Here is a 12,872-nt window from a genome sequence, read left to right on the forward strand (position 1 = left end):
CCGATGGTTGCGTCACCGCGACCGAGCCTCGGGCGACAGGGCTGACTCCTGCTCCTTCATCCTCAGCGCTCGCTACAGAAAGCTCACTCATGGGATTCAAGAACGGACAGTTTCCATCTGTCGACCTCGAAACCTTCCTCGACCGGCCCCTGCTGGAACGAGTGAAAACCCTTGCACTGCATTGGGTCGACTACGGCTTCGGCTCGCCGAAGGTCATCCCCACCACCTACGTCGTCAAGCTCCTGGTGCTCTACATCGGGATCGGCCTGACTCTGGCGACACTGAGTTCCGGCGTCGGGATGCCGTGGGACGTCGGCTCGTGGTGGGACGACATGATCGTCTACCAGAAGTTGGTCTACTGGACGATGCTGCTCGAAACCGTCGGACTCGCGGGGTCATGGGGACCGATCGCCGGCAAGTTCAAGCCGATGACAGGCGGAATCCTGTTCTGGGCGAAACCGGGGACCGTTCGGATGCCTCCGTGGCCGGGCAGGGTGCCGTTCACCTCGGGTGACACCAGGACGCCGCTGGACGTCGTGCTGTATCTCGCTCTCCTGGTGAGTCTGTTCGTCCCCGTCATCGCGCCCGGAACACCGCCCGGTGCATTTGCCTCGATCCTGCCCGAGGGCATCGGCAACCTCGTCGATCCACGCTGGGCGATCGCGCCGGTCTTGCTCACCATCGTTGTGGGCCTTCGCGACAAGACGATCTTCATCGCTGCCCGCGCCGAGCAGTACGGTCCTGCGATAGTCCTGTTCGGGCTCGTGGGAATTCTCGGTGACAACGCCATCGTGGACCTCGTCGTCGGACTGAAGCTGCTCATCTTCTCGGTGTGGGTCGGGGCCGGCATCTCGAAATTCGGTGCACATTTCGCCAACGTCGTTCCGCCCATGGTCTCGAACAGCCCCTGCATTCCCACGCGCTGGGCCAGGCGCAAGCACTACCGGAATTTCCCGGACGACATTCGTCCCTCGGCAACGGCCAAATTGATCGCGCACGTATTGGGCACCACCGTCGAGATCGCGGTACCGGTCGTGTTGCTGCTCACCACCAACACGACCGTCGCACTCGTCGGAGCACTTCTCATGGTGGCATTCCACCTGTTCATCATTTCGACGTTCCCGCTGGCGGTCCCACTGGAGTGGAATCTGTTGTTCGCCTACGCAGCAGTCTTTCTCTTCGTCGGACACCCTGCAGGACAGGGATTCTCGATCTTCGACGCCTCCCCGTGGTTCGTGGCGACAGCGCTGGTGTGCTTGTTCTTCTTCCCGGTTCTGGGCAACCTCCGACCGGACCTCGTGGCCTTCACGCCCTCGATGCGCCAGTACGCGGGCAACTGGGCCTCCGGTCTGTGGGCGTTCGCACCGGGTGCCGAGGACAAGCTCGATCAGATCGTGCGCCCCACCCGCAATCAGGTACGACAGCTCGAAGCCATGGGTTACCCGCCTGCCGTCGCCGAGATCACGATGCAACAGACCATCGCATGGCGCTCTATGCACAGTCAGGGCCGCGGATTGTTCTCGCTTCTGATCCGCAACGTTCCCGACATCGATCGATGGACGGTGCGTGAAGGCGAATTCGCCTGCAACTCGATTCTCGGTTTCAACTTCGGCGACGGCCACCTGCACGACGCCTCCCTCATCGCAGCGATTCAGCGACGCTGCAACTTCGAGCCGGGCGAGTTCGTGGTGGCCTGGGTCGAATCGCAGCCCATCCATCGAAAGACGCAGTCCTACAAGCTCATCGATGCCGCCCTCGGCGTGATCGAAACCGGCACGTGGAACGTCGACGACGCGGTGTCCGCCCAGCCGTGGCTACCCGACGGCCCCATCCCCATGTCGGTGACGTGGCGGCGTCGCGCAGACTCGACAACCGCTCGACACTCGGCACCGGAGGCGTCGTCAGCGACGGCCGGTGCTGGAGAATCGACATCATGACGCGATCCGCGACGATAGTGGGCAGCGGCCCGAACGGGCTTGCCGCTGCACTTGCTCTGGCACGCGACGGCATACACGTCACCGTGCTGGAGGCAGAGAGCGAGATCGGCGGCGGCACCCGTAGCCACCGGCCTTTCACCACCGTCGATCTGCTCGTCGATCACTGTGCCGGTTTCCATCCGATGGCGGTGGGTTCACCCGCCCTGGCCGGTCTCGAGCAACACGGACTGACGTGGCGGTGGCCCGAGATCGATTGTGCTCATCCGCTTCTCGACGACGCGGCAGCACTGCTCCATCGATCGATAAACGAGACTGCTGTGGGCCTGGGTGCGGACGGCAAACGATGGAAGGCACTGTTCGGGCAACCGTCGTCGTCGTACGACAGACTGTCCGCAGACCTACTCGGACCGGTCGTGCACCTGCCCCGACATCCACTGCTGCTGGCGAGATTCGGTGCGCCGACTGCTCTGCCCGCTGCGGTGTTGTCACGGGTGTTCGCCACGCCGCAGGCGCGGGCACTGTTCGTCGGAGCAGCGGCACACGCGATGCGGCCGTTGACCGAAGTGTTCTCCTCCGCCATCGGGGTGGGAATCCTGACCGCCGGACACCACAACGGATGGCCGGTGGCGGAGGGCGGAACCGCGGCGATCACACGGGCGATGCACTCCGCGCTCATCGAACTGGGAGCAACCGTGCAGACCTCGACGCGGGTTGCCTCACGAGCCGATCTGCCGTCGTCGGACATCACGATCTTCGACACGACGCCGTCCGTGGTGGCCGACGTACTCGGCCAGGAACTCACGACGCGTACACGTCGCTCCTACAACAGGTTTCGGCACGGACCAGCTGCGTTCAAGGTCGACCTCGCGGTGCGCGGTGGAGTCCCGTGGACCGACCCCAGGGTCGCACAGGCCGGCACTGTGCACGTGGGAGGTAGCGCCGAGGACACCGTTGCAGCCGAGGCGGCCGTCGCTGCAGGACGAATGCCCGATCGGCCGTTCGTCCTCGTCGGGCAGCAGTTCGTCGCAGATCCTCAGCGCGCGGACGGAGACGTCGTACCGCTGTACGCATACGCCCATGTTCCCGCCGGCCTCGACCACGATGTCACCGACGTCGTGATCGACCGCATCGAACAGTTCGCACCGGGCCTGCGTTCGCGAATTGTGGAGACAGTCACCACGTCTCCGCAGAGCTTCGCCGAAGGAAACGCGAATTTCGTCGGCGGCGACATTCTGTGCGGTACGTCGTCGCCGACACAATTGCTCCTCGGACCACGGCCCGGCCGAGACCCGTACCGCACGGGAACGCCGGAGTTCTATCTGTGCTCTGCGGCAACTCCCCCCGGACCCGGTGCACACGGCATGGCGGGACTGAATGCAGCGCGACGAGCTCTGGATGACCTGCTGAAGCGCTGAAACAGCGACACAGCAATACCTTTCGCCTTCTCTGTCGTCAGCGAGAAGGCACTACCTCTGCTTTCCCACGGAAGGACCGAACACAATGCCAATCGACGAATCTCTCCACGGCAAGGTCGCACTCGTCACCGGTGCCGGGGCAGGCCTCGGCGCCGCCATAGCGCGGCGACTGGCCTCCGACGGCGCACAGGTGGTCGTCTCCGACATCGATCTCGACGCCGCTCGCCAGGTGGCGTCTTCGATCGACGGTGCGATCGCTGTCGCGACAGACGTCACCGACGAGGATCAGGTTCGATCTCTCGTCGAGCAGACCGTCGAACACTTCGGCAACCTGCACATAGCAATTCCGAATGCCGGTGTCGGCGAGGTCAGAGCGATCGCACAGATGTCGTACGCCGATTGGCGGCGTACCACCGCAGTCAACCTCGATGGCGTGTTCCTGACCATCCGATATGCCGCACCCGCGATCGCAGCATCCGGCGGCGGCTCCATCGTCACCATCAGCTCGATCACCGCGACGGCAGGTTCGGCGCTGCTCGCGCCCTACGCCGCCAGCAAGGCCGCGGTGAGAAATCTGACCGAAACCGCCGCAACGGAGATCAGAGCGCAGGGTGTTCGAGTCAACGCTGTGCTGCCAGGGTTCATCGATACCGCTCTGGTCACCAAGGCAGCCCCCGAATTCGAGGCAGCTCTGGGGCTACCGGAAGGAGGGTTCGACACCCTCATCGCCGACAAACAAGGGCGCTACGGCACACCGGAGGAAGTAGCAGCAGCTGTCGCGTTCTTCGCATCGCAACAGTCGTCCTGGTGCACGGGGAGCAGCCTCGTCCTGGACGGCGGACTGGTCGGCTCACTGCCCTGAACGCCTGACGGGGTTCGAGGAGCGAGGGCGCATCCGTGGCGTTCCGGTTCGAGTCGGCGTGGGGCCCAGGTGTGGAAACCGCTCACGCGGGTAACCGATGGACAAGGAGCCGTTCACGCGGCCGCCAAAACCTCTGTTATATCGCGTGTTTCGCGATCGGAGCAGCGCACACAACCGAAGGATCCTCAGATGTCCAACAGAAATACCCTCATCCGTTCGCTACACGATCTCGGTGCTGCTGCCTGGTTCGGCGGCTCGCTCATGGGTGCCGTCGGCGTGAACGGTGCTGCCACTGCGGTGCAGGATCCGCGAGACCGCGCACAGGTTGCCGCGGCAGGGTGGGCGAAATGGGCTCCGGTCAACGCCGCGGCCATCGGTGCACATCTCATCGGCGGCGCAGGCATACTCATCGCCAACCGCGGTCGTGCTCGTCATCAACAGGGTGTCACCGCCAACACCAACTTCAAGATCGCCGTTACCGGGGCCGCCCTCGCCGCCACCGCGTACAGCGGTGTCCTCGGCGCGAAAACGACCAAGGCTCAGGGTCATTCGATCGATTCGGCAACCGAGCCGTCAGCAGGTACCCCACGCGAGGCCGCCGCAGCACAGAAGCAATTGAAGTACCTCCAGTGGGCATTGCCGGTTCTGACCGGAACCCTCGTGGTGCTGGGTGCTCAGCAGGGTGAGCAGCAGAGGCCGACCGAAATCTTGTCGGGAATCGCAGGAAAGCTGGTCGCCCGCGCGTAGAAGCACGCGAATGTGCCCTACCCCGTCGCAGACATTGCGGCGGGGTCGGACGTGTTGGGGCAGTGCCGACACCGGCGTGCAAGGTACGGCGGTCAAGGGGGCCTAGGAATTCCAGCGAAGACTGGGCGTCATCGCGATGTCGGTCACTTGCTGGACCGTCAACACAGGGTCGGCGGATACATCGACGATGCTGCCGTCGGTCCCGTATACCTCTACGCGACTGCCTCTTTCGGATGATCTCAGATCGACGACTGTACCGTCACTCAGTGTCCGACGCTCATCGACCTGCCCGGCAAAACATGGACCGGCAGATCGGCGGGAAGGGCTCGCGCCAAAGCGGCCGACTTGGCTGCTGCGTCGAACCCCGCCGGGGCGGAATCCGGTCCGACAATGGCGTAATTGATTCTCTGCATGTCCTCGGGCTGGACGACCTCCGCACAGCCGGGTATCGACACGGCGTCGGGTTGCGGATCGTGGAGAAGACCGGCGACTACGACGCCTGCTGCCACGGTGCCGACGATCACCGAGACTGTCGTCCACACCGACTTCGGGTCACCTGGGCTGGCCATCCTGCCAGTGTCCACCGCCGGCGACGACCCCCATCGCCCGGGTCACGCTGCGTTGCAGGATTTACCGCCGGGACCGTTCGGCAAACCCCGACCCCACTGCTCCGACCGCGAACACCGCTGCGGTCAGCACGATGTTCGGCCACAGACCGAAGCGGGGGTCCAGTGCCCCCTCCCGCGGCACGAGATTCTCGACGTTGTAGAGGTTGGACACCAGACTCGCAGCAACGGCGACAACACCGATTGCCACCAGCAACCGCGACCGCAGGCCGACACCCCACACCAGGACCGCGATCGATATCGCCAGTAAGGGCAACAATCCTCGAATCGTCATGTTACCCACGTAGAACATCATTCCGTTCTGCACGAAAACTGCTGTTGCACTCGACAATCCGAGACTCGCAACAAGCCACAGCCGAGCATGCATGGCGACGCCCGTCGACGTTCGCTCCACACGCAGTAGACCGCGACGGCGCCGATGCACACCGGCAGAGCGCACAGCCAGTACACATCGGCTGCTGGTTCTCCGAGGTGCGCACCGCCGAACCACGCCGGACCCGACACCGACTCACCGCTGACGACCGGTTGCCGAACGTAGAACGGCAACGCACCGACGAAGAGCACCGAGATGAACAACAGCGGGATGAACAACGACGAAGCCTGAGCGTCCGACTCGCTCACAGTCGCCGTTCTGCCTGATCCAAAACTCACGTGCCCTCCTCGGCGAGACGATCACACCTTACGTTCGGTTTGTTTCTATGGGTGCACTTTCGACCGATCTCTACGCCGTCTACCAGGCCGCACATTAAGTGCCACAAATCTCAAACTGAGACGGATGAGACGTATATCACGGTGTTCAATCATGTGCACATCTTCCCGAGAAGGTCGACAACCCCTGCCGACCTCGCATCCAGGAGGCGCACATTGAGTAGGCAAAGCCTTACCAAGGCACACGCGAAGATTTCGGAGCTGACGTGGGAACCCACGTTCGCTACCCCTGCTACTCGCTTCGGCACGGACTACACGTTCGAGAAAGCACCCAAGAAGGACCCACTCAAGCAGATCATGCGGTCCTACTTCCCCATGGAGGAGGAGAAGGACAACCGCGTGTACGGCGCGATGGACGGTGCCATTCGCGGCAACATGTTCCGCCAGGTCCAGCAACGCTGGCTCGAGTGGCAGAAGTTGTTCCTCTCGATCATTCCGTTCCCCGAGATTTCGGCGGCCCGTGCGATGCCGATGGCGATCGACGCCGTGCCGAACCCCGAGATCCACAACGGCCTTGCCGTTCAAATGATCGACGAGGTGCGTCACTCGACGATTCAGATGAATCTCAAGAAGCTGTACATGAACAACTACATCGACCCGGCCGGCTTCGACATGACCGAGAAAGCGTTCGCGAACAACTACGCGGGCACAATCGGCAGGCAGTTCGGCGAGGGCTTCATCACCGGTGATGCCATCACGGCGGCAAACATCTATCTGACGGTGGTGGCGGAGACGGCGTTCACCAACACCTTGTTCGTGGCCATGCCGGACGAGGCCGCCGCCAACGGCGACTACCTGTTGCCGACGGTGTTCCACTCGGTGCAGTCCGACGAATCACGGCACATCTCGAACGGGTACTCGATTCTGCTCATGGCCCTCGCCGACGAGCGGAATCGTCCTCTCCTGGAACGCGATCTGCGTTACGCCTGGTGGAACAACCACTGCGTCGTCGACGCGGCCATCGGCACGTTCATCGAGTACGGCACCAAGGATCGACGCAAGGACCGCGAAAGCTACGCCGAGATGTGGCAGCGGTGGATCTACGACGACTACTACCGCAGCTACCTGATCCCGCTCGAGAAGTACGGCCTGACGATCCCCCACGACTTGGTCGAAGAAGCGTGGAACCGGATCACGAACAAGGGTTACGTCCACGAGGTCGCGCGATTCTTCGCCACCGGTTGGCCGGTCAACTACTGGCGCATCGACACCATGACCGACACGGACTTCGAGTGGTTCGAGCACAAGTACCCCGGCTGGTACAGCAAGTACGGCAAGTGGTGGGAGGAGTACAACCGGCTCGCGTACCCGGGGATCAACAAGCCGATCGCATTCGAGGACGTCGGCTACCAGTACCCGCACCGCTGCTGGACGTGCATGGTGCCGGCCCTCATCCGTGAGGACATGGTGGTCGAGAAGGTCGACAACCAGTGGCGCACTTACTGTTCGGAGACGTGCTACTGGACCGACGCCGTTGCCTTCCGCGGCGAGTACGAGGGCAAGGAGACGCCGAACATGGGTCGTCTCACCGGTTTCCGTGAATGGGAGACACTGCACCACGGCAAGGATCTCGCCGACATCGTCTCCGATCTCGGCTACGTCCGCGACGACGGCAAGACGCTCGTCGGTCAGCCACATCTCGATCTGGATCCGAAGAAGATGTGGACACTCGACGATGTCCGCGGGAACACCTTCCAGAGCCCGAACGTGTTGCTGAACCAGATGACCGAATCGGAGCGGAACGCACACATCGCCGCGTACCGAGCCGGCGCGACCATGCCTGCCTGATCACAGACTCGGTGGGCAGCGGCCGATCACGGGCGCTGCCCACCGCATCCAGCACGATCACTTTCTTTCGATTCAGGAGAACCCCTCGTGGCCGACACACACCGAATCACGTTCGACCCGGTCGACATCGAGATGGAGGTCCGAGAGGACGAACACATTCTCGACGCGGCCTTCCGACAAGGAATCCACCTGATGCACGGCTGTCGCGAAGGACGTTGCTCGGCGTGCAAGTCGTTCGTTCTCGACGGAGACATTCAGATGGAGGGCCACTCCACTTTCGCGTGCAACGAGGCAGAACAGGACGAGGGATTCGTACTACTCTGTCGCACAAAGGCTTACAGTGATTGCACCATCGAGCTGCTCAATTTCGACGAAGACGAACTACTCGGTGGAATTCCGATTCAGAACGTCACCACCCGCGTAGTCTCGGTCGAGTCGGTCACCGCCGACATCGTGGCCCTACGCCTCGAACCGATCGAGCCCGAGGTGTTCGAGTTCAAACCCGGCCAGTACGCCGATCTGCAGATCCCCGGCACCGACGAGTTCAGATCCTTCTCCATGGCGTCGACACCGTCGACGCCGAACCAGGTCGAGTTCCTCATCAAGAAATATCCGGGCGGCGTATTCGCAGCCTTGCTGGACGACGGAATTCCGGTCGGCGACAGCATTTCCCTGACCGGCCCGTACGGTTCCTCGACCCTCAAGGACGGTCACGTCCTGCCGGTGGTCTGCATCGGCGGTGGTGCCGGCATGGCGCCCGTCCTGTCGCTGGTCCGGCACATGAGCGAGTCCGGCAACACCCGTCCCGTGCACTTCTACTACGGCGCGAGAACCCCGGCCGACTTGTTCTACGTCGACGAGATCATCTCCCTCGGTGCAGGTTTGGTCGACTTCACCTTCGTGGCGTGCGTATCCGACGCAGCGGGAGTCGCATCCTCGGGATCCTTGTCGATCGAAGAGGGAAACGTCACCGACGTCGTACGTCGTCTCGAACCCGACATCGCCAAAGCCGAGGTCTACCTGTGCGGACCTCCCCCGATGGTCGACGCTGCGTTGGACCTCCTCGACGTGTGCGGAACGCCGACGGACCAGATCTTCTTCGACAAGTTCACCAGCCCTGCCTTCGACTAGTTCACCGCCGAGACCGGGCACGCGCACCACGAACACCAGCCCCTACCTCAACCGAGAGGCCAGACATGACTGCCACCACAGACTCGACTGCCACGACGGAGCCGAAGCAACGCAGCTTCCCCACAATCGAATTCACCGACTCCGAGGCCGGAGCCAAGGAGTTCCCCAGTTCGAGAAGCCGTACGTACAGCTACTACACACCGGCCAAACGTCGGGCAACGATGTACGAGGACGTGACCGTCGACGTTCAGCCGGACCCGGATCGGCACCTCACGCAAGGGTGGATCTACGGCTTCGGCGACGGCCCGGGCGGTTACCCACAGGAGTGGACGGTCGCGAAATCCTCGAACTGGCACCAATTTCTGGATCCCAACGAAGAATGGGACCAGACGATCTTCCGCAACAACTCCGCGGTCGTGCATCAGGTCGAGCTGTGTCTGAGCAACGCCAAGCGGGCCCGTGCCTACGCCGGCTGGAACACCCCGTGGCTGAAGTTCATCGAGCGGAACGTCGGCGCGTGGATGCACGCGGAAAATGGACTGGCACTGCATGTGTTCACGTCCATTCAGCGTTCGGGGCCGACGAACATGATCAACACGGCCGTTGCGGTGAACGCCGCCCACAAGATGCGGTTCGCACAGGATCTCGCATTGTTCAATCTCGATCTGTCCGAAGCCGATGTCTCCTTCGACGGTTCGGCCCACATGGAGGTGTGGAAGAGCGCACCCGAGTGGCAGCCGACACGTGAGGTCGTGGAACAGCTGACGGCTGTGCCGGATTGGTGCGAATTGCTCTTCGCAACCAACATCGTCTTCGAGCAGCTCGTCGGCTCCCTGTTCCGCACCGAACTGGTGATGCAGATTTCCGCCCGCAACGGCGACTACATCACCCCGACCATCGTCGGTACCGGCGAGCACGACTACGACCGCGACCTCAACTACACCCGGACGCTGTTCCAGCTGCTCACACACGACCCGGAACACGGCGAAGCCAATCGCGCACTGTTCGGCGAGTGGATGTCGCTGTGGGTACCGAGATGTCTCGCCGCCGCACGCGCATTGCAACCCATCTGGTCGCAGCCCGCGGACAAGGCCGTGACGTTCGCGACCAGCTTGGACGCGGCGATCGCCAAATTCACCGTTCTGCTCGAATCACTCGGCCTCGACATCCCGCAGGAGTTGGCACTATGACCATGCATTTCGGATCGGACACGGAGTTCTCCAACAAGTGCGGTGTGACGCTGATGAACACGCCGGTCGGACGTGTGGTTGCCGAGGTGATGGGTGACAAGGACGGCGTCGAGCTCACCGAGTATCCCTCGATGATCCGCGTCGACGGCACCAAACTCCTCTCGTTCGACTACGACGAGCTGACCGATGCACTCGGCCAGGAATTCGACGGGTCGGTCTTCGAGGAGATCAGCTCGACGCATTACGGCCGGATGGTGCACCTCGACGACAAGACGATGCTCTTCGCCAGCCCCGAGGACGCCGCCAAGTACATCGGGTTCGATCTCGCCGAACGGCCCTGATCTCGCTTCGGCCGATCGAGCGCCGGCTATCGATGCGCAGCCCCGAACCGACACGAGTGGGAGATTCGAAGATGTACGAAACCGACGTCGACCAAGACCTCTTCGCTGCCGTGGGCACCGATGAGGTCGACGAGACTGCCTGTCTCGACGCATACTTCGCGGTTCTGGATCGTTCGATCGCTGAGCATCTGGCTCGCACCGGAGAAGGTACCGATCGTGTTCGTTCCCTGACACTCCGCGATATCAGAGGCGAAACACACACCACAGCGTTGTTGCGACGGCGGAGCGCGCTCGGGCTGAGCATCTGTCCCAACAGTCGCGTCTTCGTGGACGAGAGCGGCAAACCCATGATGCCGGAAGAACGAAGAGGGCTTCGACATTCGTCCGGATAGTCCACGCTCTGACCCCGTGAACCGAACCGACCGCACATCACACCACTCGAAGGGAATACGTCATGGCCAAAGAACTACGGTTCAACACCGAGGCGCGCGCTTTACTGGAGCAAGGCGTCAACGCACTCGCCGACGCGGTCAAGGTGACTCTGGGCCCGAAGGGGCGCAACGCCGTGCTCGAGAAGCTCACGGGCCCACCGACTATCACCAACGACGGCGTCACGATCGCGAAAGAGATTCAGCTCAGCAACCCGTTTGCGAACATGGGTGCGCAGCTGGTCAAAGAGGTGGCGATGAAGACGAACGGAGTGGTCGGCGACGGAACCACCACTGCCACCGTGCTCGCCCAAGCGATGGTGCGGGAGGGGCTGCGAGCAGTGGACGCCGGTGCCAACCCGATGCGTCTGCGCCGAGGCATCGAGACCGCAGTCTCGGCCGTCGTCGATTCCTTGCGCGTTCAAGCCGTCGAGGTGGTCGGCAATGCAGACCTCGAGCGCATCGCGACACTGGCGGCCAGCGACGACGACGCCATCGGCCAGTGCGTGGCCAAAGCCGTGGAGTACGTGGGTAAGTCGGGCATCGTCACCACCGAGGAAAGCGACACTCTCGGGATGTCGGTCGACGTGGTCGACGGCATCGAGTTCGATCACGGGTTCATTTCCGGCTACATGATCACCGACCACGAGCGTGCAGAAGCCGTCCACGAAAATCCGGTCATTCTGTTGACCAACAAGAAGATCAATCAGGTCCAGGACATCATGCCGAGCATCGAAGCCGCAAAGCGAGCAGATCGTCCCCTGGTCGTCATCGCCGAGGACGTCGATGGACCGGCGCTGCAGCTGTTGGTCGGTGGGAACATGCACAACACGATGCAGTCCGTCGTGGTGCGAGCACCGGGCTTCGGACATCGCCGCGTCGCAGAACTCCAAGATTTGGCCGTGTCACTCGGGGGTCAGGTCATCGCCAAGGACACCGGACTCGAGCTGTTCGAGGTCTCGCTCGACCAACTGGGCTCGTGCGACCGCATCACCGTCACCGAGCACTCGACCACCATTGTCGGTGGCCGGGGCGATCCCAAGCTGCTCGACGCACGCGTGGCTCAGCTCGAGTCGCAGTTCGAGCGCTCCAAGATCGACGGTGACCGGGACAGCCTCGAGCAGAGGATCGCACGACTGACCGGCCGGGTGGCCGTGGTCAAGGTAGGCGGGGCCACCAGTGTCGAGCTCAAGGAACGCATGCTGCGTGTCGAGGATGCCCTGGCGGCGTCTCGAGCAGCTCTGGAATCCGGGATCGTCTCCGGCGGAGGTACCGCGTTGGCGCAGTCCCATCGCGCCCTCGGCGAGTTGGAGCTGACCGGAGACCAGGCGATCGGTGCCGAAGTGGTCCGCAAAGCGCTCACCGAACCACTTCGATGGATCGCCATCAACGCCGGCTACGAAGGCGACGACGTCGTGGAGATCGTGTCCGGACTGCCACTGGGCCATGGCTTCAATGCGCTCACCGGCGAATACGGAGACATGTTCGACGACGGAGTGATCGATCCCTTCAAAGTGACGCGTGCGGCGCTCGAAAGTGCGGCTTCCATTGCAGCGCTGCTGATCACCACCGAAACCGCAGTGGTGGAAGAGGTATTCGGCAATCCGGGCGCGATCATGGCCCCCGGATTCGGCGATCTCGCCGAAGGAATGGTCCGCCCCTCGAACATCTACTGAAACCTAACAAGTTTCACGCTACT

12 protein-coding genes are annotated in these 12,872 nt (G+C 62.7%); 9 read left to right on the top strand and 3 right to left on the bottom strand.

Going from position 1 to position 12,872, the window contains the following annotated elements; genetic code table 11:
- Positions 1-89: 89 nt before the first annotated feature.
- The 4 genes from CH281_RS09620 (at position 90) to CH281_RS09635 (ending at position 4,961) form a co-directional block, all read left to right on the top strand.
- A complete protein-coding gene (locus tag CH281_RS09620) occupies positions 90-1,937 on the top strand; it encodes a DUF3556 domain-containing protein (protein ID WP_094693937.1) in 1,848 nt (615 codons plus the stop codon).
- The gene (locus CH281_RS09625) at positions 1,934-3,352 is read left to right on the top strand and encodes a phytoene desaturase family protein (RefSeq protein ID WP_032393015.1); all 1,419 of its coding nucleotides are present in this window, start codon (positions 1,934-1,936) and stop codon (positions 3,350-3,352) included. The genes CH281_RS09620 and CH281_RS09625 overlap by 4 nt, the downstream gene beginning before the upstream one ends.
- A gap of 85 nt (positions 3,353-3,437) precedes the next feature.
- Positions 3,438-4,214 carry a glucose 1-dehydrogenase gene (locus CH281_RS09630; RefSeq protein WP_094693939.1) on the top strand — a complete coding sequence of 259 codons (777 nt, stop codon included), beginning with the start codon at positions 3,438-3,440 and terminating at the stop codon, positions 4,212-4,214.
- A 189-nt stretch (positions 4,215-4,403) separates the two neighbouring features.
- Positions 4,404-4,961, top strand: coding sequence for a hypothetical protein (locus tag CH281_RS09635; RefSeq protein WP_094651547.1), 558 nt, complete (start codon positions 4,404-4,406; stop codon positions 4,959-4,961).
- Between the two features lie 263 nt (positions 4,962-5,224).
- Here CH281_RS09635 and CH281_RS09640 read toward each other — a convergent pair whose 3' ends face one another.
- From CH281_RS09640 to CH281_RS09650, 3 genes are all read right to left on the bottom strand, one after another.
- The gene (locus CH281_RS09640; protein ID WP_052053677.1) at positions 5,225-5,530 is read right to left on the bottom strand and encodes a hypothetical protein; all 306 of its coding nucleotides are present in this window, start codon (positions 5,528-5,530) and stop codon (positions 5,225-5,227) included.
- 61 nt (positions 5,531-5,591) lie between these two features.
- Complete coding sequence (locus tag CH281_RS09645) at positions 5,592-5,861, bottom strand: hypothetical protein (RefSeq protein WP_143544778.1); 270 nt, start codon at positions 5,859-5,861, stop codon at positions 5,592-5,594.
- A gap of 17 nt (positions 5,862-5,878) precedes the next feature.
- Positions 5,879-6,238, bottom strand: a complete 360-nt coding sequence (locus CH281_RS09650) for a hypothetical protein (protein ID WP_143544779.1) — start codon at positions 6,236-6,238, stop codon at positions 5,879-5,881.
- Positions 6,239-6,451: 213 nt separating this feature from the next.
- Here CH281_RS09650 and CH281_RS09655 point away from each other — a divergent pair, with 213 nt between their 5' ends.
- From CH281_RS09655 to groL, 5 genes are all read left to right on the top strand, one after another.
- Entirely contained in the window at positions 6,452-8,083 is a 1,632-nt protein-coding gene (locus CH281_RS09655) for a methane monooxygenase (protein ID WP_027494756.1), read from the top strand.
- An 87-nt stretch (positions 8,084-8,170) separates the two neighbouring features.
- Positions 8,171-9,214, top strand: a complete 1,044-nt coding sequence (locus CH281_RS09660; RefSeq protein WP_032392917.1) for an FAD-binding oxidoreductase — start codon at positions 8,171-8,173, stop codon at positions 9,212-9,214.
- Positions 9,215-9,279: 65 nt separating this feature from the next.
- Entirely contained in the window at positions 9,280-10,404 is a 1,125-nt protein-coding gene (locus tag CH281_RS09665; protein ID WP_032366493.1) for an aromatic/alkene monooxygenase hydroxylase subunit beta, read from the top strand.
- Positions 10,401-10,745 carry a propane 2-monooxygenase effector subunit MimD gene (gene mimD / locus CH281_RS09670; RefSeq protein WP_027494759.1) on the top strand — a complete coding sequence of 115 codons (345 nt, stop codon included), beginning with the start codon at positions 10,401-10,403 and terminating at the stop codon, positions 10,743-10,745. Before CH281_RS09665 ends, mimD begins: the two co-directional genes overlap by 4 nt.
- A 454-nt stretch (positions 10,746-11,199) precedes the next feature.
- Positions 11,200-12,849 carry a chaperonin GroEL gene (gene groL, locus CH281_RS09680; RefSeq protein ID WP_032392919.1) on the top strand — a complete coding sequence of 550 codons (1,650 nt, stop codon included), beginning with the start codon at positions 11,200-11,202 and terminating at the stop codon, positions 12,847-12,849.
- Positions 12,850-12,872 lie beyond the last annotated feature (23 nt).

This window comes from Rhodococcus sp. 06-221-2 (genome assembly GCF_002258365.1).
GTDB lineage: Bacteria > Actinomycetota > Actinomycetes > Mycobacteriales > Mycobacteriaceae > Rhodococcoides > Rhodococcoides fascians.